This is a genomic window from Nesterenkonia cremea (assembly GCF_014642675.1).
Taxonomy (GTDB): Bacteria; Actinomycetota; Actinomycetes; order Actinomycetales; family Micrococcaceae; genus Nesterenkonia; species Nesterenkonia cremea.
Genome location: NZ_BMIS01000006.1, coordinates 103,823 through 130,294 on the forward strand (window position 1 = coordinate 103,823; position 26,472 = coordinate 130,294).

At 66.0% G+C, this 26,472-nt stretch carries 23 protein-coding genes; 21 read left to right on the top strand and 2 right to left on the bottom strand.

Annotated elements, in window-relative coordinates; all coding sequences use genetic code 11:
• Positions 1-21: 21 nt before the first annotated feature.
• The gene (locus IEW85_RS08085; protein WP_188684493.1) at positions 22-1,050 is read right to left on the bottom strand and encodes a LacI family DNA-binding transcriptional regulator; all 1,029 of its coding nucleotides are present in this window, start codon (positions 1,048-1,050) and stop codon (positions 22-24) included.
• Between the two features lie 158 nt (positions 1,051-1,208).
• Here IEW85_RS08085 and IEW85_RS08090 point away from each other — a divergent pair, with 158 nt between their 5' ends.
• From IEW85_RS08090 to IEW85_RS08100, 3 genes are read left to right on the top strand one after another with little or no spacing between them, the layout of a single operon-like run.
• Positions 1,209-2,411, top strand: coding sequence for a sugar ABC transporter substrate-binding protein (locus IEW85_RS08090; protein ID WP_188684495.1), 1,203 nt, complete (start codon positions 1,209-1,211; stop codon positions 2,409-2,411).
• Positions 2,404-4,026, top strand: coding sequence for an ABC transporter permease subunit (locus IEW85_RS08095; RefSeq protein WP_188684497.1), 1,623 nt, complete (start codon positions 2,404-2,406; stop codon positions 4,024-4,026). The genes IEW85_RS08090 and IEW85_RS08095 overlap by 8 nt, the downstream gene beginning before the upstream one ends.
• A complete protein-coding gene (locus tag IEW85_RS08100; protein ID WP_188684499.1) occupies positions 4,026-4,916 on the top strand; it encodes a sugar ABC transporter permease in 891 nt (296 codons plus the stop codon). Before IEW85_RS08095 ends, IEW85_RS08100 begins: the two co-directional genes overlap by 1 nt.
• Before the next feature lie 67 nt (positions 4,917-4,983).
• Here IEW85_RS08100 and IEW85_RS08105 read toward each other — a convergent pair whose 3' ends face one another.
• The gene (locus IEW85_RS08105; RefSeq protein ID WP_188684687.1) at positions 4,984-7,275 is read right to left on the bottom strand and encodes a beta-glucosidase family protein; all 2,292 of its coding nucleotides are present in this window, start codon (positions 7,273-7,275) and stop codon (positions 4,984-4,986) included.
• A gap of 192 nt (positions 7,276-7,467) precedes the next feature.
• Between IEW85_RS08105 and IEW85_RS08110 the strand changes: the two genes are divergently transcribed.
• The 18 genes from IEW85_RS08110 (at position 7,468) to rpsQ (ending at position 26,444) form a co-directional block, all read left to right on the top strand.
• Positions 7,468-8,118 (top strand): TetR/AcrR family transcriptional regulator, encoded by a 651-nt coding sequence (locus IEW85_RS08110; RefSeq protein ID WP_188684501.1) that lies wholly within the window; start codon positions 7,468-7,470, stop codon positions 8,116-8,118.
• 223 nt (positions 8,119-8,341) lie between these two features.
• Positions 8,342-11,845: a DNA-directed RNA polymerase subunit beta gene (gene rpoB / locus IEW85_RS08115; protein ID WP_188684503.1), complete on the top strand. Its 3,504-nt coding sequence runs from the start codon at positions 8,342-8,344 to the stop codon at positions 11,843-11,845.
• An 85-nt stretch (positions 11,846-11,930) separates the two neighbouring features.
• On the top strand, positions 11,931-15,818 hold the full coding sequence (locus tag IEW85_RS08120; protein WP_188684505.1) for a DNA-directed RNA polymerase subunit beta': 3,888 nt from the start codon (positions 11,931-11,933) through the stop codon (positions 15,816-15,818).
• A 449-nt stretch (positions 15,819-16,267) separates the two neighbouring features.
• Positions 16,268-16,642 carry a 30S ribosomal protein S12 gene (gene rpsL, locus IEW85_RS08125; protein WP_188684508.1) on the top strand — a complete coding sequence of 125 codons (375 nt, stop codon included), beginning with the start codon at positions 16,268-16,270 and terminating at the stop codon, positions 16,640-16,642.
• A complete protein-coding gene (gene rpsG, locus IEW85_RS08130) occupies positions 16,642-17,112 on the top strand; it encodes a 30S ribosomal protein S7 (RefSeq protein ID WP_188684510.1) in 471 nt (156 codons plus the stop codon). Before rpsL ends, rpsG begins: the two co-directional genes overlap by 1 nt.
• 142 nt (positions 17,113-17,254) lie before the next feature.
• Positions 17,255-19,375: an elongation factor G gene (gene fusA / locus IEW85_RS08135; protein ID WP_188684512.1), complete on the top strand. Its 2,121-nt coding sequence runs from the start codon at positions 17,255-17,257 to the stop codon at positions 19,373-19,375.
• A 130-nt stretch (positions 19,376-19,505) separates the two neighbouring features.
• Positions 19,506-20,696 carry an elongation factor Tu gene (gene tuf, locus IEW85_RS08140; RefSeq protein WP_188684514.1) on the top strand — a complete coding sequence of 397 codons (1,191 nt, stop codon included), beginning with the start codon at positions 19,506-19,508 and terminating at the stop codon, positions 20,694-20,696.
• A gap of 411 nt (positions 20,697-21,107) precedes the next feature.
• A complete protein-coding gene (rpsJ, locus tag IEW85_RS08145) occupies positions 21,108-21,416 on the top strand; it encodes a 30S ribosomal protein S10 (RefSeq protein ID WP_022871716.1) in 309 nt (102 codons plus the stop codon).
• A gap of 22 nt (positions 21,417-21,438) precedes the next feature.
• Positions 21,439-22,101, top strand: a complete 663-nt coding sequence (gene rplC, locus IEW85_RS08150) for a 50S ribosomal protein L3 (RefSeq protein ID WP_188684516.1) — start codon at positions 21,439-21,441, stop codon at positions 22,099-22,101.
• Between the two features lie 5 nt (positions 22,102-22,106).
• Complete coding sequence (rplD, locus tag IEW85_RS08155) at positions 22,107-22,742, top strand: 50S ribosomal protein L4 (protein WP_188684518.1); 636 nt, start codon at positions 22,107-22,109, stop codon at positions 22,740-22,742.
• Positions 22,739-23,047 carry a 50S ribosomal protein L23 gene (gene rplW, locus IEW85_RS08160; protein ID WP_188684520.1) on the top strand — a complete coding sequence of 103 codons (309 nt, stop codon included), beginning with the start codon at positions 22,739-22,741 and terminating at the stop codon, positions 23,045-23,047. Before rplD ends, rplW begins: the two co-directional genes overlap by 4 nt.
• Before the next feature lie 36 nt (positions 23,048-23,083).
• On the top strand, positions 23,084-23,920 hold the full coding sequence (rplB, locus tag IEW85_RS08165) for a 50S ribosomal protein L2 (RefSeq protein ID WP_188684522.1): 837 nt from the start codon (positions 23,084-23,086) through the stop codon (positions 23,918-23,920).
• Between the two features lie 12 nt (positions 23,921-23,932).
• Positions 23,933-24,214 carry a 30S ribosomal protein S19 gene (gene rpsS / locus IEW85_RS08170; RefSeq protein WP_188684523.1) on the top strand — a complete coding sequence of 94 codons (282 nt, stop codon included), beginning with the start codon at positions 23,933-23,935 and terminating at the stop codon, positions 24,212-24,214.
• A gap of 56 nt (positions 24,215-24,270) precedes the next feature.
• Positions 24,271-24,636 (top strand): 50S ribosomal protein L22, encoded by a 366-nt coding sequence (gene rplV, locus IEW85_RS08175; RefSeq protein WP_188684525.1) that lies wholly within the window; start codon positions 24,271-24,273, stop codon positions 24,634-24,636.
• Positions 24,636-25,460, top strand: coding sequence for a 30S ribosomal protein S3 (gene rpsC, locus IEW85_RS08180; RefSeq protein WP_188684526.1), 825 nt, complete (start codon positions 24,636-24,638; stop codon positions 25,458-25,460). Before rplV ends, rpsC begins: the two co-directional genes overlap by 1 nt.
• Complete coding sequence (gene rplP / locus IEW85_RS08185; RefSeq protein WP_188684529.1) at positions 25,460-25,876, top strand: 50S ribosomal protein L16; 417 nt, start codon at positions 25,460-25,462, stop codon at positions 25,874-25,876. The genes rpsC and rplP overlap by 1 nt, the downstream gene beginning before the upstream one ends.
• 2 nt (positions 25,877-25,878) lie before the next feature.
• Complete coding sequence (gene rpmC, locus IEW85_RS08190) at positions 25,879-26,154, top strand: 50S ribosomal protein L29 (RefSeq protein ID WP_188684531.1); 276 nt, start codon at positions 25,879-25,881, stop codon at positions 26,152-26,154.
• 2 nt (positions 26,155-26,156) lie between these two features.
• Entirely contained in the window at positions 26,157-26,444 is a 288-nt protein-coding gene (gene rpsQ / locus IEW85_RS08195) for a 30S ribosomal protein S17 (protein WP_188684533.1), read from the top strand.
• Positions 26,445-26,472: the final 28 nt, after the last annotated feature.

Sequence of the window (26,472 nt, forward strand, 5' to 3'; positions counted from 1 at the left end):
GGTGAGGGGTCGGTACGGGTCTCAGTCGGTGGGGGCCGCAGCGGTGGAGCCGCGCACCACCAGCTCTGGTTCGAAGAGCAGCTCTGCGGCGGCGGGCTGCGGCGCCTCAGCTGGGCTGTTCTGGATCTGCCGCAGCAGGGTGGCCATGGCGGAGCGGCATAGCGCGTCCACCGGTTGGCGCAGCGTGGTCAGCGGGGGGTCGGTGAAGGCGACCATGCCGGAGTCGTCGAAGCCCATCACGGAGAGGTCCCGGGGCACCTGAAGCCCGGCGGAGCGGGCCGCCCGGATCACTCCCAGGGCCATGACGTCGGAGCCGCAGACCACGGCGGTGCAGCCCCGCTGGATCAGGTCGCCTCCCGCGGCGACGCCGCCTTCCAGGGTGAACAGCGAGTTCGCCAGCTCCCCGCCGTCGGGATCCTGGGGCAGGTGGCGCGCGACGGCGGTCTGGAAGCCTTCGATCTTGCGCAGGGTGGGCACGAACTGGGTGGGCCCGGTGGCCAGCCCGATCCGCCGGTGCCCCTGGGTGGCCAGGTGCCGTACGGCCAGGTCCATGGCGGCGTGCTCGTCGGTGGAGAGCGCCGGTACCCGGATCTCCTCCTGGGTTCCGTTGATGACCACCAGCGGGATGCTCAGGTCGTCCAGCTGCCGGTAGCGGCTCAGGTCGGCCTCGGTGTCCGAATGCTGTCCGGAGACGATGACGATCCCGTCCACCTGGTGACGCTGGAGCATGTCCAGATAGTCGTGCTCGCTGATCCCGCCGGGGGAGCCGGTGCACAGCAGCTGGGTATAGCCGGCTCCTGCCGCGGCATGCTCGATCCCCTGGGCGAAGGCGGGGAAGATCGGGTTGGACATCTCTCCCACGATCAAGCCGATCAGCCCGGTGGGGCGGTGGCGCGGCCGTCCGGCCTCCGCGCGGGTGTAGCCCAGCTCCTCCACGGCGGTCATCACCGCAGCTCTGGTCTCCTCCCCGACGCCGGGGCGCCCGTTGAGCACGCGGGAGACGGTGGCGGTGGAGACACCTGCCCGTGCGGCGATGTCGGTGAGGCGCATAGATCTCCTTCGGTCGGGATCAGCTTAGAGGCTGCACACGTTGCACGAAAGTTTCTGAAAAATTTTGCACAAGGATTCCGGGCGGTGCTATGGTCGGCTCAATGTGATCAGCGCCACTGCGCCGATCGACCTGACCGCCCTCGACTCCGGGAGTCCTGATGCAACGAGGAATCGTCGCCGCATCCGCCGCCGCTGCGCTGCTCGCCCTCTCCAGCTGTGCTGGGGACGGTGTGGCGCTGGAGGACCAGAGCCGCAGCCTGACCGTCTGGGTGGATGACGACCGCCAGGAGCCGGTGACCCGCGCCGTCGAGCAGTTCACCGCGGACACCGGGGTCGAGGTGGAGATCGTGCTGCGCAACTATGAGGAGATCCGCAACGACTTCATCTCCCAGGTCCCCACCGGGGAGGGCCCCGACATCACCGTGGGGGCCAATGACTGGCTGGGCGAGCTGGCCCTCAACGGGGTGATCAGCCCGATCGAACCCGGGGAGATGACTGAGGAGATGGAGCCGGTCTCCTTGGAGGCCTTCACCTATGAGGGCCAGATCTGGGCGGTCCCCTATGCGATCGAGAATCTAGCGCTGATCCGCAACACAGAGATGACCGACGTGACCCCCGAGACCTGGGACGAGGCCGTGGAGGTGGGGGAGGAGCTCGACGCCGACTACCCGATCCTGCTGCAGATGGACACCGAGGGCGATCCCTACAACATGTACCCCATGCAGACCTCCTTCGGCGCGGAGGTCTTCGAGCGTACCGAGGACGGCAGCTATGAGCCGCAGATGGCCATGGGCGGGGAGCCCGGGGCGGAGTTCGCCGAGTGGCTTCAGACCCAGGGCGAGGCCGGGGTGCTGGACACCACGGTCACCTTCGACATCGCCCAGGAGGCCTTCGCCAACGGGGAGTCCCCGTACCTGATCTCCGGGCCGTGGGCGCTGCCGGAGGTGGAGCACCTGGACGTGGCCGTGGAGCCCATCCCGCGCCCCGGGGACCAGGAGGCCGTGCCGTTCGTCGGGGCTCAGGGCTTCTACATCTCCTCCCAGACGGAGAGTCCGCTGCTGGCCACCGAACTGGTGACCGACTATCTGGCCAGCCATGAGGCGCAGGTGTCCATGTTCGAGGCCGGCGGGCGCACGCCTGCGCTGCTCTCCGCGGCCGAGGTCGCCGCAGAGGACCCGCGGATGGACGGATTCGCCCAGGTGGGCGCTGAGGGCCTGCCCATGCCCGGGATCCCGGAGATGGCCATCGTCTTCGACTACTGGGGCGTGGCCCATGCGCAGATCGTGGACGGGCGCAGCCAGGACCCGGCCGTGACATGGGAGCAGACCGTGGACACCATCCAATCGCAGCTCGATGACTGAGCGCAGCCCGACGACTGAGGGGACAGCAGTGAGGCAGACAGCAGGGACGTCACATGCCGGCTACGGCCGCGGCTTCTGGGTGAAGCTGGCCGTCATGGCGGTCATCAACGCCGTCGGCGTGATGATCATCCTCTCTGCGGCCCAGGCCCAGAGCTGGGGGATCCTGGCCGGGATGGCGGTCCTGCTGGTCGCGGCCGACTGGGTCTACTTCTCCCGGCGGGCCCTGCCGCTGAAGTACATCCTCCCCGGCTTCGCGTTCTTGCTGGTCTATCAGGTCTTCGTGGTCCTCTACACCGCCGGCATCGCCTTCACCAACTACGGCACCGGGCATATCGGCTCCCAGCAGGACGCGGCCGATCAGCTCGTGGCCCAGAACGAACAGCGGGTGGAGGGCAGCGAGTCCTACCCGGTCGCCGTCGTGCTGCCGGAGGGCGAGGACGGCGGACTGCTGGGCGAGGAGGAGCTGGGCTTCGCCGTCGTCGTGGACTCCGACGTGCTGGTGGGCACCGCCGAGCAGCCGCTGCGGCCGGCGGAGGGCGCCGAGGTCGACGGCGATCAGGTCACCTCTGTGCCCGGCTACCAGGTGCTGGACCGCGAGGAGGTCCTGGACCGGCAGACCGAGATAGCGGAGCTGCGGGTGCCCTTCGGCGAGGATGAGGCCGAGGGAGCGCTGCTGACCCAGGACGGGCGCACCGCCCATGTCTATGAGCAGACCCTGGTCTATGACGAGGAGGCCGAGACCCTGACCCATGTGGAGGACGGGACGGTCTACTCGCCCACGGAGGAGGGGCTCTTCGCCGCCGAGGACGGCACGGAGCTGGCCGTGGGATGGCGGGTGTTCGTCGGCTTCGACAACTTCGTCACCGGCATCGCCGACACCCAGACCGCCGGGCCGTTCTTCGAGGTGCTGGCCTGGACCTTCGTCTTCGCCCTGGCCTCGGTGGTGCTGACCTACCTGGTGGGCATGTTCCTGGCCATCGCCTTCCAGCACGAGCGGCTGCGGGGTCGGAGGATCTACCGGGTGCTGGTGATCCTGCCCTATGCCTTCCCCGGCTTCCTCTCCGCGCTGCTGTTCGCCGGCATGCTCAACGAACGCTTCGGCTTCATCAACGAGGTGCTGCTGGGCGGGGCCTCGATCCCCTGGCTGACCGATCCCTGGCTGGCCAAGCTCTCCGTCATCCTGGTCAACACGTGGCTGGGCTTCCCCTATATGTTCCTGGTCTGCATGGGCGCCCTGCAGTCCATCCCCAAGGACACCCTGGAGGCGGCGTCCATCGACGGCGCCGGGGCGCTGCGCCGCTGGTGGTCGGTCACCCTGCCCATGCTGATGGTCCCCACCGCGCCTCTGCTCATCGCGACCTTCGCCTTCAACTTCAACAACTTCAACCTGGTCTACATGCTCACCGGGGGTGGTCCGCGGATGGAGGGCGTGGAGGCTCCGGTGGGCCACACCGACATCCTGATCACCATGGTCTTCAAGATCTCGGGGCTGGCCAGCGGGCAGGCCACCGACTACGGCCTGGCCGCAGCGATGTCGCTGGTGATCTTCCTGATCGTCACGGTCATCGCGGTGATCAGCTTCCGCCGGACCCGATCCCTGGAGGAGATCAACTGATGTCTGAGAACACACTGTCTGCTCACGGGCGATCGGGCCGCAGCGGCGTCGCACGCTGGTTCGCGGAGCTGGGCTGGCGCCATCTGGTGGCGGTGATCGCCTCGGCCGTCGCGGTCTTCCCGATCATCTACATCGTCTCCGCCTCCCTGGCCGAGCGCGGAACCCTGACCGGTTCCAACGAGCTCTTCCGCACCATCACCTTCAGCCACTACGCAGGACTGGGGGACACGTACTTCTGGACCTGGGTGGTCAACACGTTGGTGATCGGGCTGGTGACCGCCGTCGGGACGGTGCTCATGGGTGCGGCCGCGGCCTATGCCTTCTCCCGCTTCCGCTTCACCGGGCGGCGCGCGGGGCTGGCCACGCTGCTGGTGCTGCAGATGTTCCCGCAGGTGCTGGCCTTCGTGGCGATCTTCATCCTGGTCCTGGGGCTGCGCGAGGTGGTCCCGGTGCTGGGGCTCAACAGTCAGCTGGCGCTGATCTTCGTCTACCTCGGCGGAGCGCTGGGCGTGAACACCTTCCTGATCTACGGATTCTTCAACACCATCCCCCGGGATCTGGACGAGGCGGCCAGGATTGACGGCGCGAGCCATGCCCAGATCTACTGGACGATCATCCTGCCCCTGGTGCGGCCCGTGCTCGCCGTGGTCGGGCTGCTGGCCTTCATCGCGACCTTCTCCGACTTCGTGCTGGCCCGGCTGATCCTGGTCTCCGAGGAGCGCTGGACCCTGGCCGTGGGCCTCTACAGCTGGGTGGCGGGTGAGCTCGACGCCAACTGGGGGCTGTTCGCGGCAGGGGCGGTGATTTCAGCGGCTCCGGTGCTGATCCTCTTCCTGGCGCTGCAGCGGTACATCGTCGGAGGGTTGACCGCCGGTGCGGTGAAGGGCTGAGGGCAGCGGCCGGCGTCGTCGGACTCGGCCTCCGGAACTCAGCCCATCTGGCCCGAGGCCGGCACGTTCAGTCCTTCTGGGTCAGGGCGATGAGCTCCTGGGCCTTCTGGGCGTCCAGCCCGGAGTTGCCGAAGCTGCTGATCCGGCCCAGCGGGAAGGACTTCATCATCCGCAGCGTCCCCTCGGCGCTGAAGACGGAGGTGTCGGCGCCTGCTGCCTGCTCCAGCTGGGAACGGATCATCGGGCCGGTGACCGGATGGGCCAGGGCATCGTCCAAGGTGGACTCCTCGCTCAGCGGCAGCGCGATCTCATCCTCGGGAAGCTCCACGGAGGTCTCCAGGCGCAGATCCCGGGAGCTGGCGCCCACCGCCACCACATGGCGGCCGCCCTCCACCGCCCAGTCCTCCAGGCGGATGTCCCAGTGGGCGAGGTCCTGCCGCGGGACGCTCAGCTCCACAGCCTGAGACTCCCCCGCAGCGAGCTCCACTGAGGCGAAGGCCTTCAGCTCCCGCGGAGGCCGCGCCACCGAGGACTCCGGGCGGCTCGCGTAGGCCTGGACGACCTCCCGGCCGCTGCGCTCGCCGGTGTTGGTGACCGTGACGCGCAGCTGCAGTCCGGCGTCGTCGGCCTCGACCTGCAGATCCGCGTACTCGAACTGGGTGTAGCTCAGTCCGTGCCCGAACGGGAAGGCCACCTCCATCTGCCGGGCGTCATACCAGCGGTAGCCCACGAAGATGCCTTCGCCGTAGCGCACGTGCCCGTGCTCCCCGGGGAAGTCCAGATAGGCGGGAGTGTCCGCCAGGCGCAGCGGAATGGTCTCGGTCAGCCGGCCGGAGGGGTTCGCCGCGCCGAAGAGCAGATCAGCCGTGGCTGACCCGCCGGCCTGGCCCAGCAGCCAGGCATCCAGAATGGCCGGAACGCGGTGGGCGAAGGGCAGCGCCACGACGCCGCCATGGGAGAGCACCACCGCGGTGCTGGGATTCGCGGCGAGCACCGCGTCCAACAGCTCCAGCTGTTCGGCAGGAAGATCGAGGTGCGCCCGGTCGAAGCCCTCGGACTCCTCCTCCGCGGGCAGCCCCAGGAAGACGACGGCGACGTCGGCGCTGGACGCCGCCTCCGCGGCCTCCTCGCGGAGCCCGGCTGGGTCGGATTCCTCTGGGCTGCCGTCGGGCTCCTCCCCGGGGAGGGCGAAGCCGGGGGCGAAGCTCACCGGGCCCTCGGCAACCTCAGCGATGGCGCTGTAGGCGTCCTCCACGCGGATCGGATTGATCTGCGAGCTGCCCGCTCCCTGGAACCGCGGACGGCGCGCGAACTCGCCGATCACCGCCACGGAGCTCTGCGGGTGCAGCGGCAGCAGCTGCCCCTCGTTCTTCAGCAGCACAGCGGAGCGCGCGGCGGCCTCCCGGGCCAACTCGTGGTGGGCGCCTGCGCTCGCAGCGGCGTCGGCGGAGGCGGGGGAACCGGCGTCGTCGGCTTCAGCCCCGGCCTCAGCCCCGCGCAGCACCTGCTGGATCAGCCGAATGACGCGCTCCGCGCAGTCGTCCAGTGCCGTCTCCTCCAGCTCGCCGGAGCGCACCGCCTCCAGCACATGCTGCTGGCTCACTCCGCCGGTGGTGGGCATCTCCAGGTCCAGGCCTGCCTGCAGCGCTTGTGCGCGGTCGGCCACGGCGAACCAGTCGGAGACCACCAGTCCCTCGAAGCTCCAGTCCTCGCGCAGCACCTCGGTGAGCAGCCAGCGGTTCTCCGAGGCTGAGACCCCGTTGATCCGGTTATAGGCGCTCATCACCGTCCACGGCCGCGCCTGCTTCACTGCTCGCTCGAAGCCGCGCAGATAGATCTCCCGCAGCGGCCGGGCATCCACATCGCTGGAGCTGCGCATCCGGTCATGCTCCTGATTGTTCGCCGCGAAATGCTTCAGCGAGGCGCCGACACCGCGGCTCTGGATCCCCTGAGTGAGTGCAGCGGCCATCTCCCCGGAGACCAGCGGATCCTCGGAGAGATACTCGAAGTTCCGTCCGCACAGCGGGGAACGCTTGATGTTCAGCCCCGGGCCCAGCACGACGCCGACCCCTTCGGCGCGCGCCTCCGATGCGATGGCTGCGCCCACGCGGTGGGCGAGGTCACGGTCGAAGGCGGAGCCCAGCGCCACGGCCGGCGGAAAGCAGGTGGCCGGCACGCTCTGCTCCAGGCCCAGGTGGTCGGCGGCTGCGACCTGTCTGCGCAGCCCGTGGGGGCCGTCGGCCAGCATGATCGAAGGGATCTCTGGGGCCCTGCCCGACCGGGGGATGCCTGCCGTGGTCCAGAAGGTGTCCCCAGTGACCAGGTCGGCCTTCTGCTCAAGGCTCAGGCCGGCCACCATCTCGGCGGGATCGGCGGATGCGAAGTCGGGGGAGCGGTTCTCAGCGGAAGTGGGGTCAGCAGACACGAGGTCCTCCGTCGGCGTCGTCGGCGTGGATGGGGAGCCGGCGGAACGGAGTCCGTACGGCCCTCTCAGCGAAAACTGTATGTCACTCGGTTTTCATGGACAAGAGGCCTGGATAGACTCCTCGGCATGGCGAGACGGGGTCCCTATGCCAAAGGGCTGAGCAGGCGGCGCGAGATTCTGCGCACCGCTCTGGAGGTCATCGTCCGCACCGGCTACTCCAGCGCCTCCGTGCGGGAGCTGGCCGAGCGGGTGGGGCTCAGCCAGGCCGGGCTGCTGCACCACTTCGGCACCAAGGAGGAGCTCTTCGTGGAGGTCCTGCGCGCCCGCGATGAGGTGGACGCCGGCCTGGCTGAAGTCGGCGAAGCTGGGCCTGGAGAAGAGGAGGCTGGGTCTGACGAAGGCGAGGCTGGGGGAGCCCCGGCTGGGCGGCAGGAGGACATCGGCGTCGATCGCTTCCTGAACATCATCCGCCGCAACGCTGTGGTCCCCGGGCTGGTGCATCTCTACGTGCGGCTGCAGGCGGAGGCGGCTGACTCCTCCCATGTGGCCGCGGAGTATTTCCGGCAGCGTCAGCAGCGGGTGCGCCAGGGTCTGGTCCAGGCGATCAGCGCCGAGCAGCGGCAGGGTCGGATGCCTGCTGACCTGGACCCGGAGGCGGTGGCGCGGACGCTGATGGCCTTGGCCGACGGCGCCCAGGCGCAGTGGCTGCACGATCCCGCGGTGGACATGGCCGGGCTGGTCGCCGGCTATGTCGAGCAGCTGCGGCAGCAGGCCTGATGAGCGCCTCGCGCCCGCGGCGAGCATGCTCAGCGGGGCCAGGATCGTGTACTCTCGTCGTGTCGTCTTTCACAGGCAGCCCAGGGCTTGCTAAGATCGCCGGCTCTCGTATAGTCTGTACCTTTGCGCTTCCCCTCTACTTTCGTGCCTTCAAATAGCGGTGGGCATCCTGGTGTGAGCGCATTTCCTACGGAAGCTACGAAGGTCTGTGGAAGGATCCCTCTTGGTCGCCTCGAGCACCTCAACTCAAACCGCTGCTTCGGCCCGTACTGCTGAATACGCCGGCCGACTCTCATTCGCAAAGATCCACGAGCCCCTCGATGTCCCGGAGCTGCTGGCTCTGCAGATCGACTCCTTCGACCGCCTCGTCGGCAACGAGCGCTGGGCCGCCCGTGTCGAGGAGGCGCGCCAGAAGGGCGTCAAGGGCGTCGCCGACACCTCCGGCCTGGCTGACATCTTCGAGGAGATGTCCCCCATCGAGGACTTTCAGGGCACGATGTCCCTGAGCTTCTCGGAGCCGGAGTTCGCCGACCCGAAGATGCCGGTCTCGGAGTGCAAGGAGCGGGACACCACCTACGCCGCTCCGCTGTACGTCAAGGCCGAGTTCATGAACCACAACACCGGTGAGATCAAGCAGCAGACGGTCTTCATGGGCGATTTCCCGCTCATGACCGACCGCGGCACCTTCATCATCAACGGCACTGAGCGTGTGGTCGTCTCCCAGCTGGTCCGCTCCCCGGGCGCCTACTTCGAGCGCAGCCCTGACAAGACCAGCGACAAGGACATCTACACCGCCAAGGTCATCCCTTCCCGAGGTGCATGGTTCGAGCTGGAGATCGATAAGCGCGATCAGGTCGGGGTGCGTCTGGACCGTAAGCGCAAGCAGCCGGTCACCGCGCTGCTGAAGGCTCTGGGCTGGACCGAGTCCCGGATCCTGGAGGAGTTCGGCACCTACGACTCCATCCGCGCCACCCTGGAGAAGGACACCTTCGAGTCCCAGGACGACGCCCTGTTGGACATCTACCGCAAGCTGCGTCCGGGCGAGCCGCCGACGGTCGAGGCCGCCGAGCAGCTGCTGAAGGGTCTGTACTTCACCCCCAAGCGCTACGACCTCGCCAAGGTCGGCCGCTACAAGCTGAACCGCAAGCTGGGCGTGGACAAGGACTTCACCGACTCCGACGCCTCCGTCCTCACCGAAGAGGACATCACCGCGATGATCCACTACCTGTGCGCTCTGCACGCAGGCGAGGAGACCATCAAGGGCGTGCGCGACGGCGAGGAGATCGAGCTGTCCATCAACGTGGACGACATCGATCACTTCGGCAACCGCCGCATCCGCGCCGTGGGCGAGCTGATCGAGAACCAGGTCCGCACCGGTCTGTCCCGTATGGAGCGCGTCGTGCGTGAGCGCATGACCACCCAGGACGTGGAGGCCATCACCCCGCAGACTCTGATCAACATCCGTCCCGTGGTGGCCAGCATCAAGGAGTTCTTCGGAACCTCCCAGCTGTCCCAGTTCATGGACCAGAACAACCCGCTGGCCGGCCTGACGCATAAGCGCCGTCTCTCCGCGCTGGGCCCGGGCGGTCTCTCCCGTGACCGCGCCGGCATGGAGGTCCGAGACGTCCACCCGTCGCACTACGGGCGTATGTGCCCGATCGAGACCCCTGAGGGTCCGAACATCGGTCTGATCGGCTCGCTGGCGACCTATGGACGCATCAACGCCTTCGGCTTCATCGAGACCCCCTATCGCAAGGTCGTCGACGGCAAGGTCACTGAGGAGATCGAGTACCTCACCGCCGACGACGAGCTGGCCGCCCAGATCGCTCAGGCCAACGCGCCGCTGAACGAGGACGGCAGCTTCGTCGAGGAGACCGTGCTGTGCCGTCAGCGCGGCGGTGAGGGTGAGCCCGTGCTCACCGTCGCCGAGGAGATCGACTACATGGACGTCTCCCCGCGCCAGATGGTGTCGGCGGCGACTGCCCTGATCCCGTTCCTCGAGCACGACGACGCCAACCGTGCACTCATGGGCGCGAACATGCAGCGTCAGGCAGTGCCGCTGCTGGAGTCCGAGTCCCCCGTGGTCGGCACCGGCATGGAGAAGTTCATCGCCGTCGACTCCGGCGACTCGGTCACCGCCGAGCAGCCGGGTGTGGTCACCAAGGTGGCCGCAGATCTGGTCACCGTCATGAACGACGACGGCACCCAGACCCACTTCCCGATCATGAAGTTCCAGCGCTCCAACCAGGGCAACGGGTACAACCAGCGTGTGCGCGTCTCCGAAGGCGATCGCGTGGAGCGTCAGAGCATCATCGCCGACGGGCCCTCCACTGAAGCCGGCGAGCTCGCGATCGGCAAGAACCTGCTGGTCGCCTTCATGTCGTGGGAGGGCCACAACTTCGAGGATGCGATCATCCTCTCCCAGCGGCTGGTCCAGGACGACGTCCTGACCTCCATCCACATCGAGGAGCACGAAGTCGACGCCCGCGACACCAAGCTGGGCGCCGAGGAGGTCACCCGGGACATCCCGAACGTCTCCGACGAGATGCTCTCCCAGCTGGACGAGCGCGGCATCATCCACATCGGCGCTGAGGTCGAGGCCGGCGACATCCTGGTCGGCCGCGTCACTCCCAAGGGTGAGACCGAGCTGACCCCGGAGGAGCGCCTGCTGCGCGCCATCTTCGGCGAGAAGTCCCGCGAGGTCCGCGACACCTCCCTGAAGGTGCCCCACGGCGAGTCCGGCACTGTCATCGGTGTGCGTATCTTCGACGCCGAGGACGGCGACGAGCTGCCCCCGGGCGTGAATCAGCTGGTCCGCGTCTACGTGGCTCAGAAGCGTAAGATCACCGACGGCGACAAGCTCGCCGGACGTCACGGCAACAAGGGCGTCATCTCCCGGATCCTTCCGGTGGAGGACATGCCCTTCCTGCCCGACGGAACCCCGGTGGACGTCGTGCTGAACCCCATGGGTGTGCCCGGCCGTATGAACATCGGCCAGGTCATGGAGCTGCACCTGGGCTGGGCCGCCAAGCAGGGCTGGAAGATCGAGGGCGAGCCCGAATGGCTCTCCGGGCTTCCGAACCTGCCGCGCGAGACCGGCCCGACCAAGGTCGCCACCCCGGTGTTCGACGGTGCCGAGCCCGAGGAGCTGACCGGCATCCTGGAGGCCACCAACCCGTCCCGCGACGGCGAGCAGCTGGTGGGCCCCAACGGCAAGGCAGACCTCATCGACGGCCGCTCCGGCGAGCCGTTCCCCGAGGGCGTCTCGGTCGGCTACATGTACATCCTGAAGCTGCACCACCTGGTGGACGACAAGATCCACGCCCGCTCCACCGGCCCGTACTCCATGATCACCCAGCAGCCGCTGGGCGGTAAGGCACAGTTCGGCGGTCAGCGGTTCGGTGAGATGGAGGTGTGGGCCCTGGAGGCCTACGGCTCCGCCTACACCCTGCAGGAGCTTCTGACCATCAAGTCCGATGACATCCACGGCCGTGTGAAGGTCTACGAGGCCATCGTCAAGGGCGAGAACATCCCGGAGCCCGGTGTTCCGGAGTCGTTCAAAGTCCTCATCAAGGAGATGCAGTCGCTCTGCCTGAACGTGGAGGTCCTCTCCGCAGATGGCAGCGCAGTCTCGATGCGTGACGCAGAGGAGTCCGGCTTCAGCGCTGCTGAAGAGCTGGGCATCGACCTCTCCCGTGCAGAGCCCAGCAGCGTCGAAGAAGTCTGACGCGAAGAGGTCTGAGCGAACTCCTTGAGCGCGCAGCGCTCTCCACTGACGTCACGATTTTTAGAGAAAAGAGAGATACAGGACTATGTCCCACGAATCCTCATTCGGAACGATGCGCATCGGTCTGGCCACCGGTGACGACATCCGCAGCTGGTCCCACGGTGAGGTCAAGAAGCCGGAGACCATCAACTACCGCACCCTGAAGCCGGAGAAGGACGGACTCTTCTGCGAGAAGATCTTCGGTCCCTCCCGCGACTGGGAGTGCTACTGCGGCAAGTACAAGCGCGTGCGCTTCAAGGGCATCATCTGTGAGCGCTGCGGCGTTGAGGTGACCCGTGCCAAGGTCCGCCGTGACCGGATGGGCCACGTCCAGCTGGCCGCCCCGGTGACCCACATCTGGTACTTCAAGGGTGTTCCCTCCCGTCTGGGCTACCTGCTTGACCTGGCGCCGAAGGACCTGGAGAAGGTCATCTACTTCGCCGCCTACATGATCACCTTCGTGGACGAGGAGCGTCGTCACGAGGACCTGCCCAACCTGCAGGCCGAGATCGACCAGGAGCTCAAGGTCCTGGCCGACAACCGCGACTCCGACATCGCTGCGGTCTCCAAGGACCTCGAGGACGACCTCGAGCGTCTGGAGGCCGAGGGCGCCAAGGCCGCGGAGAAGAGGAAGGCCCGCGACACTGCTGATAAGCAGATGGCGCAGATCCGCAAGCGTGCCGACGCCGAGATCGAGCAGCTGGAGAAGGTCTGGGATCGCTTCAAGAGCCTCACCGTCTCCCACCTGGAGGGCGATGAGGCGCTGTTCCGCGAGCTGCGTGCCCGCTATGGCCAGTACTTCGAGGGCTACATGGGCGCCGAGGCGATCCAGAAGCGCCTGGAGAACTTCGACATGGACGCCGAGGCCGAGAACCTCCGCGAGATCATCGCCAACGGCAAGGGCCAGCGGAAGACCCGGGCCCTGAAGCGCCTGAAGGTCCTCAACGCCTTCCTGGCCACCGGCAACTCGCCGGAGGGCATGGTGCTCGACGCCGTCCCGGTGATCCCGCCGGAGATCCGCCCGATGGTGCAGCTGGACGGCGGCCGCTTCGCGACCTCCGACCTGAACGACCTGTACCGCCGTGTGATCAACCGCAACAACCGCCTGAAGCGCCTGTTGGACCTGGGCGCGCCGGAGATCATCGTCAACAACGAGAAGCGCATGCTCCAGGAGTCTGTGGACTCGCTGTTCGACAACGGCCGTCGCGGTCGTCCGGTCACCGGACCGGGCAACCGTCCGCTCAAGTCGCTCTCCGACATGCTCAAGGGCAAGCAGGGACGATTCCGTCAGAACCTGCTCGGCAAGCGCGTCGACTACTCGGGCCGTTCGGTCATCGTGGTCGGTCCGCAGCTGGAGCTGCACCAGTGCGGTCTGCCCAAGCAGATGGCTCTGGAGCTGTTCAAGCCCTTCGTCATGAAGCGCCTGGTCGACCTGAACCACGCTCAGAACATCAAGTCCGCCAAGCGGATGGTGGAGCGCCAGCGTCCGCAGGTCTGGGACGTGCTCGAGGAGATCATCACCGAGCACCCCGTCCTGCTGAACCGTGCACCCACCCTGCACCGTCTCGGCATCCAGGCCTTCGAACCGCAGCTGGTGGAGGGCAAGGCCCTGCAGCTGCACCCGCTGGTCTGCGGCGCGTTCAACGCGGACTTCGACGGTGACCAGATGGCAGTCCACCTGCCGCTGTCCCCGGAGGCCCAGGCCGAGGCACGCATCCTGATGCTGTCCTCGAACAACATCCTGAAGCCCTCGGACGGTCGCCCGGTGGCCCTGCCCTCGCAGGATATGATCATCGGTCTGCACCACCTGACCACCGACCGCGAGGACGAGGCCGGCGCAGGCCGCGCCTTCTCCTCCGTGGGCGAGGCTCAGATGGCCTACGACCTGCGCGAGCTGCACCTCAACGCTCCGGTGAAGATCACCGTGGAGGGCTTCGTGCCCTCCAAGGAGGTCCCCGCACCTGAGGGCTGGGAGGAAGGCACTCCGGTCACTCTGGACACCACGCTGGGCAAGGTGCTGTTCAACGAGCTGCTGCCTGCGGACTACCCGTGGCAGAACTCGGCGGCGGACAAGGGCGCGCTCTCGGCTCTGATCAACGATCTGGCTGAGCGCTACCCCACTGTGGACACCGCACGCACCCTGGACAACCTCAAGGACGCCGGATTCTACTGGTCCACCCGTTCGGGCGTCACCGTCGCGATCAGCGATGTGACCTCGGATATGGACAAGAAGGTCATCATGGACTCCTACGAGGACCAGGCCGCCAAGGTCCAGTCCCAGTACGACATGGGTCTGATCGGTGACGAGGAGCGTCGCTCCGAGCTCATCGAGATCTGGTCCAAGGCCACCGATGAGGTCGCCGGTGCGATGAAGGACGGCATGGACCGTCTGAACACCATCAACCGCATGGTCACCTCCGGCGCACGTGGCAACTGGCTGCAGGTCCGGCAGATCGCCGGTATCCGTGGCCTGGTGACCAACCCGAAGGGCGAGATCATCCCGCGGCCCATCAAGTCCTCCTACCGCGAGGGCCTGTCCGTGCTGGAGTACTTCATCGCGACCCACGGTGCCCGTAAGGGTCTGGCGGATACCGCGCTGAAGACCGCGAACTCCGGTTACCTGACCCGTCGTCTGGTGGACGTCTCTCAGGACGTCATCGTGCGCGAAGAGAACTGCGGCACCTCCCGCGGCCTCACCGTACCGATCGCTGTGGCGGACGAGAACGGCGAGCTCAAGCTCCACGACGCCGTCGAGAACTCGGCCTACGCCCGCACCCTGGCTGTGGACGTCACCTCCGAGGACGGCACTGTGCTGACTGAGGCTGGCTCCGACGTCGGCGATGTGCTGATCCAGAGCCTGTACGAGTCCGGCGTCACCGAGATCAAGGTCCGCTCCGTGCTGACCTGTGAGTCCGCCGTCGGGACCTGCGCGCTGTGCTACGGCCGTTCGCTGGCCACCGGCAAGCGCGTGGACATCGGCGAGGCTGTGGGCATCATCGCCGCACAGTCCATCGGTGAGCCCGGTACTCAGCTGACCATGCGTACCTTCCACACCGGTGGTATCGCCTCGGCCGACGACATCACCCAGGGTCTGCCCCGTATTCAGGAGCTCTTCGAGGCCCGTACTCCGAAGGGTGTGGCTCCGATCGCGGAGACCGCCGGTCGGGTGCGCATCGAGGAGGCGGACAAGCAGCTGCGCCTGGTGCTGACCCCGGACGACGGTTCCGAGGAGCAGGCCTACCCGGTGCTGCGCCGTGCACGTCTGCTCGTCGAGGATGGCGAGCACGTCGAGGTCGGCCAGCAGCTGGTCGCCGGTGCGGTGGACCCCAAGCAGGTGCTCCGTGTGCTCGGCCCGCGGTCTGCGCAGAAGTTCCTGGTCTCCGAGGTCCAGGACGTCTACCAGTCCCAGGGTGTGGGCATCCACGACAAGCACGTGGAGGTCATCGTCCGTCAGATGCTGCGCCGCATCACCGTGATCGAGTCCGGCGGCACCAACCTGCTGCCCGGTGAGCTCACCGACCGGTTCCGCTTCACCGCGGCGAACCGGAAGGCCGTGGCCGAGGGTGCGCAGCCCGCATCCGGCCGTGACGAGCTCATGGGCATCACAAAGGCCTCGCTGGCCACCGACTCCTGGCTCTCGGCGGCCTCCTTCCAGGAGACCACCCGAGTCCTCACCCAGGCAGCGATGGAGGGCAAGTCCGATCCGCTGCTGGGCCTGAAGGAGAACGTGATCATCGGTAAGCTCATCCCGGCCGGCACCGGTCTGGACCGCTACACGCAGTCCAGCGTGGAGCCGACCGAGGAGGCGAAGGCCAACCTGTTCACCGGTCCGAGCCTCTACGGTTCGAGCTTCGACTACGCCGGGGCGGAGGGCGAGGGCGAGTTCCACGCCATCCCGCTGGATGACTACAACACCGACGTCGACTTCCGGTGATCAGCTGATCACCGTGAAGGCCTGACCGAGGTCTGACGAAGGTCCGGGTCCCGACAAGGGGCCCGGGCCTTCGCGCGTCCGGGGGAGACGCTGATGCGCATCATCGAGCAGGACCTGGGCTTCGGCCTCCCGAACCTGCAGGTCCCCATCACTGCCCGCCCCGCCCTGGACGAGTAGCGCCGCGAGGACGGGATCCGCAGCACCGGCCCCGGACCCCACCTCCGACGCTGCCCCTGGCGTGACGCGCCGGTACCTGCTACAGTTGATTCGATTGTTTCTGTGTGGCAGAGGGACTCGGTCCGGGTTGCGGGGAAGTTGCGCAACGAATGCCACATTTTTGCACGCCTAGGGGCCCTTCCCGCGGAGTGTGTGAGAACTGATCGCCCGCGGGAGACTGCCAGAGGCCCGGCCTCGAACATCACCCCTGAACCACGTATGGAGAACGCATAGTGCCTACTATTCAGCAGCTGGTGCGCAAGGGCCGTTCGCCCAAGCGCGCAAAGAACGCCACCCCTGCTCTGCAGGGTTCCCCGATGCGTCGTGGCGTGTGCACCCGCGTGTACACCACGACCCCCAAGAAGCCGAACTCCGCTCTCCGTAAGGTCGCCCGTGTGCGCCTCGGCGGCGGCGTTGAGGTCACCGCCTACATCCCGGGCGAGGGTCACAACCTGCAGGAGCACTCCATCGTGCTCGTGCGCGGCGGCCGTGTGAAGGATCTTCCCGGTGTCCGTTACAAGATCGTCCGCGGCGCCCTCGACACCCAGGGTGTCAAGGGCCGTGGCCAGGCCCGCTCCCGCTACGGTGCGAAGAAGGAGAAGAAGTAATGCCTCGTAAGGGACCCGCTCCTAAGCGCCCTCTCGTCCAGGACCCCGTACACGGCTCCCCGCTGGTCACTCAGCTGATCAACAAGGTGCTCGTCGACGGCAAGAAGTCCACTGCTGAGCGCATCGTCTACGGCGCACTCAACGGTGTGGCTCAGAAGACCGGCGAGAACGCTGTCGACACTCTCAAGACTGCGATGGACAACATCCGTCCCGCTCTCGAGGTGCGCTCCCGCCGCGTCGGCGGTGCCACCTACCAGGTGCCCGTCGAGGTCAAGCCGGGCCGCGCCACCGCGCTGGCTCTGCGCTGGCTGGTCGGCTACTCCAAGGACCGCCGCGAGAAGACGATGACCGACCGTCTGATGAACGAGATCCTCGACGCCTCCAACGGCCTGGGTGCCGCTGTGAAGCGCCGCGAGGACACTCACAAGATGGCCGAGTCCAACAAGGCCTTCGCCCACTACCGCTGGTAGTCCCATCGATGCCCGTGCCGAGCTGCTCAGCTCGGCACGGGCATCGGAGGATCAGAGACCCCTGGCGACCTGTCTAGGCCGTCAGGACCTCGTCGGAGTAACCTGAAGACCGAGAAAAACCGCTTATCTAAGGGGATTCACCGTGGCACAAGACGTGCTCACCGACCTGAACAAGGTCCGCAACATCGGCATCATGGCTCACATCGATGCCGGTAAGACCACCACCACCGAACGCATCCTGTTCTACACCGGCCTGAACCACAAGATCGGTGAGACTCACGATGGTGCCTCGACGACGGACTGGATGGAGCAGGAGAAGGAGCGCGGCATCACCATCACCTCCGCCGCGGTGACCTGCTTCTGGGAGAACAACCAGATCAACATCATCGACACCCCCGGCCACGTCGACTTCACCGTCGAGGTCGAGCGCTCCCTGCGCGTGCTCGACGGCGCCGTCGCCGTCTTCGACGCCAAGGAGGGTGTGGAGCCGCAGTCCGAGACTGTGTGGCGCCAGGCCGATAAGTACAACGTCCCGCGCATCTGTTTCGTCAACAAGATGGACAAGCTGGGCGCTGACTTCTACTTCACCCTGGACACCATCAAGGAGCGCCTCGGCGCCAAGCCGCTGGTGATGCAGCTGCCGATCGGCTCCGAGTCCGACTTCGTCGGCGTCGTGGACCTGCTCTCCATGAAGGCTCTCGTGTGGCCCGGCGACGCCAAGGGCGACGTGACCATGGGCGCTGCCTACGAGACCCAGGAGATCCCGGAGGACCTCAAGGAGCGCGCCGAGGAGTACCGCAACGAGCTCATCGAGAACGTCGCAGAGGCCGACGAGGAGCTCATGGAGAAGTACCTCAACGGCGAGGAGCTCACCATCGACGAGCTCAAGAAGGGCATCCGTGACCTGACCGTCGCCGGCGAGGCCTACCCCGTGTTCTGCGGCTCCGCCTTCAAGAACCGCGGTGTGCAGCCGATGCTCGACGCCGTCGTGGACTTCCTGCCTTCCCCGGCAGACATCTCCTCCATGGAGGGCCACAAGCCGGGCGACGAGGAAGAGATCCGCACCCGTAAGCCCTCCAAGCAGGATCCGTTCTCGGCACTGGTCTTCAAGATCGCGTCCCACCCGTTCTTCGGCCAGCTGACCTTCATCCGCGTCTACTCGGGCCACCTGTCCTCGGGTACGCAGATCCTGAACTCCACCAAGGGCAAGAAGGAGCGCATCGGAAAGCTCTTCCAGATGCACGCCAACAAGGAGAACCCGGTGGAGGAGGTCCAGGCGGGCCACATCTACGCGGTGATCGGTCTGAAGGACGTCACCACCGGCGACACCCTCTCCAACCTCGAAGAGCCGATCGTCCTGGAGTCCATGAGCTTCCCGGAGCCGGTCATCAACGTGGCCATCGAGCCGAAGTCCAAGGGCGACCAGGAGAAGCTGTCCACCGCCATCCAGAAGCTCGTGGCCGAGGACCCGACCTTCACCGTCTCCCTGGACGAGGAGACCGGCCAGACCGTCATCGGCGGTATGGGCGAGCTGCACCTCGACGTCTTCGTGGACCGCATGAAGCGCGAGTTCAAGGTGGAGGCCAACGTCGGCAAGCCGCAGGTGGCCTACCGCGAGACCATCCGCCAGAAGGTCGAGAGCGTCGACTACACCCACAAGAAGCAGACCGGTGGCTCCGGTCAGTTCGCAAAGGTGATCCTCGACTTCGAGCCCCTGGACGTGGACGCCGCCGACGAGGAGATGTACGAGTTCGAGAATGCCGTCACCGGCGGCCGCATCCCGCGCGAGTACATCCCGTCCGTGGATGCCGGCATCCAGGACGCCATGCAGCTGGGCATCCTGGCCGGCTACCCGCTGGTCGGTGTCAAGGCCACCCTGAAGGATGGCCAGTACCACGACGTCGACTCCTCCGAGATGGCGTTCAAACTCGCCGGCTCGCAGGCCTTCAAGGAGGGTGCGAGGCGCGCCAAGCCGGTGCTGCTCGAGCCCACCATGGCCGTCGAGGTCCGTACTCCCGAGGAGTACATGGGCGACGTCATCGGTGACCTGAACTCCCGCCGCGGTCACATCCAGTCCATGGAGGACGCGGCAGGCGTGAAGGTCGTCAAGGCCTCTGTGCCGCTGTCGGAGATGTTCGGCTACATCGGTGAGCTGCGTTCGCGCACTCAGGGACGTGCCGTCTTCACCATGACCTTCGACTCCTATGCTGAGGTGCCGAAGGCTGTGGCAGAGGAGATCATCGAGAAGAGCCGCGGCGAGTGAGCACCCAGCTCATTCCCGCCTGATTTCCCCAAACAAACACACACTTAGTAGACTTGCGAAAGTTTCAGCCTCGACACCCGTGCGGCTGAAGTAAGTCTTCTGACCTGAACAAGTTCTATAGGAGGAACCTGTGGCCAAGGCAAAGTTCGAGCGGAGCAAGCCGCACCTCAACATCGGCACCATCGGTCACGTCGACCACGGCAAGACCACCCTGACTGCCGCCATCTCCAAGGTTCTGGGCGACAAGTACCCGGAGCTGAACGACCAGCGTGACTTCGCGTCCATCGACAACGCTCCCGAGGAGCGCGAGCGCGGCATCACGATCAATGTGTCCCACGTGGAGTACCAGACCGAGAAGCGTCACTACGCACACGTCGACGCTCCGGGTCACGCTGACTACGTGAAGAACATGATCACCGGTGCTGCTCAGATGGACGGCGCGATCCTCGTGGTCGCCGCCACCGACGGCCCGATGGCACAGACCCGCGAGCACGTGCTGCTGGCCCGCCAGGTGGGCGTCCCGGCACTGCTGGTGGCTCTGAACAAGTCCGACATGGTCGAGGACGAGGAGCTGCTGGACCTCGTCGAGATGGAGGTCCGCGAGCTGCTGTCCGAGCAGGAGTTCGACGGCGACAACGCACCGGTCATCCGCACCTCCGGCCTGAAGGCCCTCGAGGGCGACGCCGAGTGGGTCAAGACCGTCGAGGACCTGATGGACGCCGTCGACGAGTACATCCCCGAGCCGGAGCGTGACAAGGACAAGCCGTTCCTCATGCCCATCGAGGACGTCTTCACCATCACCGGCCGCGGCACCGTGGTCACCGGTCGTGCCGAGCGTGGCACCCTGGGCATCAACTCCGACGTCGAGATCCTCGGCATCCGCGAGAAGCAGAAGACCACCGTCACCGGTATCGAGATGTTCCACAAGCAGCTCGACGAGGCATGGGCAGGCGAGAACTGCGGTCTGCTGCTTCGCGGTCTGAAGCGTGACGACGTTGAGCGCGGCCAGGTCGTGGCAGCCCCCGGCTCCATCACCCCGCACACCAACTTCGAGGCGAACGTCTACATCCTGTCCAAGGATGAGGGCGGCCGTCACAACCCCTTCTACACCAACTACCGTCCGCAGTTCTACTTCCGGACTACTGACGTGACCGGTGTCATCGAGCTGCCCGAGGGTACCGAGATGGTCATGCCCGGTGACAACACCGAGATGACGGTCGAGCTCATCCAGCCGATCGCAATGGAGGAGGGCCTCGGCTTCGCCATCCGTGAGGGTGGCCGCACCGTGGGCTCCGGCAAGGTCACCAAGATCATCAAGTGATGATCCTGGGCTCCTAGTCAGCCTCTGATACACGAAGGCCCCCGACGCTTTGCGTCGGGGGCCTTCGTGTGTCAGAATAGACAAGTTGTTCACGCAGAGGTATGTCTTCATGGCAACTGATTGTGTGAGCTGATAGACCACCACATCGAAGCCGGCACACCGCGGGTGTACTGCTGTGCGCAGAAATCTTCTGCTCATCTAAGCGACACGCCCGACCGCGGGGGCCGGTCACCGGCAGGGTGAGGAACCCACTGAGGCCATCAGGGCCTGCAGCGGATTCATCCTGTCGGGCAGCCCATAACAGCAGAAGGTCCCCACTGTGGAAGACGCCTTTCTGTGAGTTCGCGAGGACTCGCGTCACTGGGCTGCGACGAATGACGAGACGAACCATGAACAGAGAGGCTTGTCGCCATGGCGGGACAGAAAATCCGCATCCGGCTGAAGTCCTATGACCACGAGGTCATCGACACTTCGGCCCGGAAGATCGTCGACACGGTCACGCGTGCAGGTGCAACGGTCGTCGGCCCCGTGCCGCTTCCCACCGAGAAGAACGTGTACGCCGTGATCCGTTCTCCCCACAAGTACAAGGACAGCCGCGAGCACTTCGAGATGCGCACCCACAAGCGCCTCATCGACATCGTGGACCCGACGCCGAAGGCCGTCGACTCGCTCATGCGGCTCGACCTGCCTGCTGACGTCAACATCGAGATCAAGCTCTGAAGCAGGGAGGTGCTGAGAGACTATGACCAACATTTCCCGCGTTGAACTGAACGTCAAGGGGCTGCTGGGCACGAAGCTCGGCATGACCCAGGTCTGGGACGAGGACAACACCCTCATCCCGGTCACTGTCGTGCAGGCCGACTCCAACGTCGTCACCCAGATCCGCAACAGCGAGAACGACGGCTACAACGCCGTCCAGATCGGCTACGGCCAGATCGATCCTCGCAAGGTCACCAAGCCGCTGGCCGGACACTTCGAGAAGGCAGGCGTGACCCCGCGCCGCCACGTCGTCGAGGTCCGTACCGCTGACGCCTCCGAGTACGACCTCGGTCAGGACCTGAACGTCGAGGCATTCGAGGCCGGACAGAAGGTCGACGTCGTCGGCAAGACCAAGGGCAAGGGCTTCGCCGGTGTCATGAAGCGTCACGGCTTCGCCGGTGTGGGCGCATCCCACGGTCAGCACAAGAACCACCGCAAGCCGGGTGCCATCGGTGGCGCAGCCACCCCTGGCCGCGTCTTCAAGGGTGTGCGCATGGCCGGCCGCATGGGCAACAACCGCCAGACCACGCACAACCTCACCGTTCACGCAGTGGACGCCGAGAAGAACCTGCTGCTCATCAAGGGCGCCGTTCCCGGTGCTCGTGGCCAGGTCGTCCTGGTCCGCACCGCAGTGAAGGGAGCATGATCCACATGGCCAACAAGGTTTCCGTCGACCTCCCCGCAGAGGTCTTCGACGCCAACACCAACGTCTCGCTGATCCACCAGGTCGTCGTGGCGCAGCAGGCGGCAGCCCGCCAGGGCACCCACAAGGCCAAGACCCGTTCCGAGGTCTCCGGCACCGGAACCAAGCCGTTCCGCCAGAAGGGGACCGGTCGCGCGCGTCAGGGCTCCATGAAGGCCCCGCACATGATCGGCGGCGGCGTCGTGCACGGCCCGGTTCCGCGCAGCTACGGCCAGAAGACCCCGAAGAAGATGAAGGCCGCTGCTCTGCGCGGCGCCCTCTCCGATCGGGCTCGCAACGGCCGCGTCCTCGTGGTCGACGCACTGGTCTCCGGCACACCGTCCACCAAGGCCGCCAAGGAAGCACTGGCCGGCCTGGGCGGCGCGAACCGCAACTGGCTGGTGGTGATCGACCGCAGCGACGACGCCGCAGCGCTGTCGACCCGCAACCTGCCGACCGTCCACACTCTCTACGCCGACCAGCTGAACACCTACGACGTCATCGTCTCCGACGACGTCGTGTTCACCCAGGCCGGCTACGACGCCTTCCTCGCACATACCGATGGGGCTGGGAAGCGCATCAACACCGAGGAGGAGTCCAAGTGAGCGTCCTGACTGAAAAGGATCCGCGGGACGTGGTCATCGCGCCGGTCGTCTCGGAGAAGTCCTACGCCAACATCGACGAGGGCAAGTACACCTTCCTCGTCGACCCCAAGGCCACCAAGTCCGAGATCAAGTACGCGGTGGAGAAGATCTTCTCCGTCAAGGTCGACTCGGTCAACACCATCAACCGCCCGGGCAAGCGGAAGCGCACGCGCTTCGGCTGGGGTCAGCGCAACAGCACCAAGCGTGCAGTCGTGACCCTCAAAGAGGGCTTCAACATTGACATCTTCGGAGGTCCGGTCGGCTGAAGCCGGTCGGAGACCACTTAATCGAGGAAGAAGAACATGGCTATCCGTAACCTCAAGCCGACCACACCGGGCCAGCGCGGCTCGTCCGTGGCCGACTTTGCAGAGATCACCCGGGACACCCCGGAGAAGTCCCTGCTGAAGCCGCTGTCCAAGTCGGGCGGCCGCAACAGCTCGGGCAAGATCACCACCCGCCACAAGGGCGGCGGCCACAAGCGTCAGTACCGCATGGTGGACTTCCGCCGTTCGGACAAGGACGGCGTGCCGGCGAAGGTCGCTCACATCGAGTACGACCCCAACCGCACCGCCCGCATCGCGCTGCTGCACTTCGTCGACGGCACCAAGCGCTACATCTTGGCTCCGGCCAAGCTGAAGCAGGGCGACGCCGTGGAGTCCGGCCCCAACGCCGACATCAAGCCCGGCAACAACCTGCCGCTGCGCAACATCCCCCTGGGCACTCAGATCCACGCTGTGGAGCTGCGCCCCGGCGGCGGCGCCAAGATGGGCCGCTCCGCAGGTGCCTCCATCCAGCTGGTGGCCCGCGAGGGCAAGTACGCCCAGCTGCGTCTGCCCTCCGGTGAGGTCCGCAACGTCGACGTGCGCTGCCGCGCAACCCTCGGCCAGGTGGGCAACGCCGAGCAGTCGAACCTCAACTGGGGCAAGGCCGGCCGTATGCGGTGGAAGGGCGTCCGCCCGACTGTCCGCGGTGTGGTCATGAACCCGGTCGACCACCCGCACGGTGGTGGCGAGGGCAAGACCTCCGGCGGCCGTCACCCGGTCAACCCGAACGGCAAGCCCGAGGGTCGCACCCGTCGTCCCAACAAGGAAAGCGACAAGCTCATCGTGCGTCGCCGTCGTACCAAGAACAAGCGATAGGAGCCTGGAGACATGCCACGCAGCTTGAAGAAGGGCCCCTTCGTTGATCAGCACCTGTACCTGAAGGTCGACGCTGAGAACGAAAAGGGCACCAAGAACGTCATCAAGACCTGGTCCCGCCGTTCGATGATCATCCCGGACATGCTCGGCCACACCATCGCCGTGCACGACGGACGTAAGCACATCCCCGTGTTCATCACTGAGTCGATGGTCGGGCACAAGCTCGGCGAGTTCGCCCCGACGCGCACTTTCCGCGGCCATGTGAAGGACGACAAGAAGGGCAAGCGCCGCTGACCCCGCGAGGGTTCTGCAGCGTTTGAACTTCTAGACAAGACGAGAGAAGGAAAGCAATGGAAGCCAAGGCAATTGCGCGCTACCTGCGTGTGACGCCTATGAAGGCCCGGCGCGTCGTCGACCTTGTCCGCGGCAAGCAGGCCAACGAGGCACTGGCCATCCTGCAGTTCGCCCCGCAGGGCGCATCTGAGCCGGTGTACAAGGTGGTGGCCTCCGCTCTGGCGAACGCTCGCCAGCACGCGGACAAGGACGGTGTCGCCTTCAATGAGGACGATTACTACATCACCGAGGCACGCGTCGACGAAGGCCCGACCATGAAGCGGTTCCGCCCCCGTGCTCAGGGCCGCGCATACCGCATCAACAAGCGCACCAGCCACGTGAGCATCGTGGTCGGTACGGAAGAGAAAGGTGGGGATCAGTAGTGGGACAGAAGATCAACCCCAATGGTTTCCGTCTGGGCGTCACCACTGACCACGTCTCCCACTGGTTCGCCGACTCCAGCAAAGAGGGTCAGCGTTACAAGGACTTCGTGAAGGAAGACGTCCAGATCCGCGAGCTGCTGGAGAAGAGCGTCGAGCGCGCCGGCATCTCGAAGGTCGAGATCGAGCGGACCCGCGACCGCGTCCGTGTGGACATCCACACTGCGCGTCCGGGCATCGTGATCGGCCGCCGCGGTGCTGAGGCAGATCGCATCCGCGGTGAGCTGGAGAAGCTCACCTCCAAGCAGATCCAGCTGAACATCCTCGAGGTCAAGAGCCCTGAGACCGACGCTCAGCTGGTCGCGCAGGGCGTCGCCGAGCAGCTGGCCGCACGTGTGGCCTTCCGCCGCGCGATGAAGAAGGCCATCTCCTCCGCCATGCGTTCCGGTGCCAAGGGTATCCGTATCCAGTGCTCCGGTCGTCTGGGCGGCGCTGAGATGTCCCGTTCGGAGTTCTACCGCGAGGGTCGCGTGCCGCTGCACACCCTGCGTGCGAACATCGACTTCGGCAAGCACGAGGCCAAGACCACCTTCGGTCGCATCGGCGTGAAGGTCTGGGTCTACAAGGGCGACCTGACCTCCAAGGAGCTCGCTGCCCAGCAGGCCTCCCAGCCGTCCGGCCGCGGTCGCAACGACCGTGGTGGTCGCGGCGGCGAGCGTCGTCGTCGTGGTGGCCGCTCCCGCGGGGACCAGCAGGCACCGCAGCAGGCTGAGGCCGCTGCAGCGCCGGCGGCCGAGGCACCTGCCGCAGAAGGAGGGCAGAACTGATGTTGATGCCTAAGCGCGTCAAGTTCCGTAAGCCGCATAAGCCCAAGCGTGGCGGCCGAGCCAAGGGCGGCACTGAGCTTGCCTTCGGCGAGTACGGCATCCAGGCACTGGCTCCGGCCTACGTGACCAACCGTCAGATCGAGTCCGCTCGTATCGCCATGACCCGCTACATCAAGCGTGGCGGTAAGGTCTGGATCAACATCTACCCGGACCACCCGCTCACCAAGAAGCCTGCTGAGGTCCGCATGGGCTCCGGTAAGGGTTCCCCCGAGTGGTGGGTCGCCAACGTGAAACCCGGACGCGTGATGTTCGAGCTGTCCGGTGTCAGCGAAGAGGTCGCCAAGGAGGCCCTGCGTCTGGCAATCCACAAGCTGCCGATGAAGGCACGCGTGATCAGCCGAGAGAGTGGTGAGTGAAGATGGCAGTCGGAACCAAGGATCTGGCAGTGGAGAAACTGGCAGAGATGGATGACGCAGCACTCGCCGAGTCTCTGCGCAGCGCCAAGGAAGAGCTCTTCAACCTGCGTTTCCAGTCGGCCACCGGTCAGCTGGAGAACTCCAGCCGTCTGAAGGCCGTCAAGCGTGACATCGCACGGATCTACACCATCCTGCGTGAGCGTGAGCTCGGCATCCGTGAGGTCATCGCCTCCGGCGAGGACGAGGCCGAGACCAGCGAAGAGAAGACTGAGGACTGACCATGGCAGAGCAGAACAGCACAGCAGACGCTGCTCCGGAGCGCAACTACCGTAAGAACCTGCGCGGCGTCGTCGTCTCGGACAAGATGGAGAAGACCATCGTGGTCGAGGTCGAGGACCGCAAGAAGCACTCGCTCTACGGCAAAGTCATGAAGAGCCACAGCAAGTTCAAGGCTCATGACGAGAACGGTGAGGCAGGTGTGGGCGACATCGTCCAGATCGCCGAGACCCGCCCGCTCTCCGCGAGCAAGCGCTGGCGCCTGGTGCGCGTCGTCGAGAAGGCCAAGTGATCCGCTAGGCAGCCTCCCGACGCCGCAC

Bases quoted from the DNA above. Each gene is read 5' to 3' on its own strand.
- IEW85_RS08085 (WP_188684493.1), bottom strand. From the start codon at position 1,050: ATGCGCCTCACCGACATCGCCGCACGGGCAGGTGTCTCCACCGCCACC.
- IEW85_RS08090 (WP_188684495.1), top strand. From the start codon at position 1,209: ATGCAACGAGGAATCGTCGCCGCATCCGCCGCCGCTGCGCTGCTCGCC.
- IEW85_RS08095 (WP_188684497.1), top strand. From the start codon at position 2,404: ATGACTGAGCGCAGCCCGACGACTGAGGGGACAGCAGTGAGGCAGACA.
- IEW85_RS08100 (WP_188684499.1), top strand. From the start codon at position 4,026: ATGTCTGAGAACACACTGTCTGCTCACGGGCGATCGGGCCGCAGCGGC.
- IEW85_RS08105 (WP_188684687.1), bottom strand. From the start codon at position 7,275: ATGGTGGCCGGCCTGAGCCTTGAGCAGAAGGCCGACCTGGTCACTGGG.
- IEW85_RS08110 (WP_188684501.1), top strand. From the start codon at position 7,468: ATGGCGAGACGGGGTCCCTATGCCAAAGGGCTGAGCAGGCGGCGCGAG.
- IEW85_RS08120 (WP_188684505.1), top strand. From the start codon at position 11,931: ATGTCCCACGAATCCTCATTCGGAACGATGCGCATCGGTCTGGCCACC.
- rpsG (WP_188684510.1), top strand. From the start codon at position 16,642: ATGCCTCGTAAGGGACCCGCTCCTAAGCGCCCTCTCGTCCAGGACCCC.
- rpsJ (WP_022871716.1), top strand. From the start codon at position 21,108: ATGGCGGGACAGAAAATCCGCATCCGGCTGAAGTCCTATGACCACGAG.
- rplC (WP_188684516.1), top strand. From the start codon at position 21,439: ATGACCAACATTTCCCGCGTTGAACTGAACGTCAAGGGGCTGCTGGGC.
- rplD (WP_188684518.1), top strand. From the start codon at position 22,107: ATGGCCAACAAGGTTTCCGTCGACCTCCCCGCAGAGGTCTTCGACGCC.
- rplB (WP_188684522.1), top strand. From the start codon at position 23,084: ATGGCTATCCGTAACCTCAAGCCGACCACACCGGGCCAGCGCGGCTCG.
- rpsS (WP_188684523.1), top strand. From the start codon at position 23,933: ATGCCACGCAGCTTGAAGAAGGGCCCCTTCGTTGATCAGCACCTGTAC.
- rplV (WP_188684525.1), top strand. From the start codon at position 24,271: ATGGAAGCCAAGGCAATTGCGCGCTACCTGCGTGTGACGCCTATGAAG.
- rplP (WP_188684529.1), top strand. From the start codon at position 25,460: ATGTTGATGCCTAAGCGCGTCAAGTTCCGTAAGCCGCATAAGCCCAAG.
- rpmC (WP_188684531.1), top strand. From the start codon at position 25,879: ATGGCAGTCGGAACCAAGGATCTGGCAGTGGAGAAACTGGCAGAGATG.
- rpsQ (WP_188684533.1), top strand. From the start codon at position 26,157: ATGGCAGAGCAGAACAGCACAGCAGACGCTGCTCCGGAGCGCAACTAC.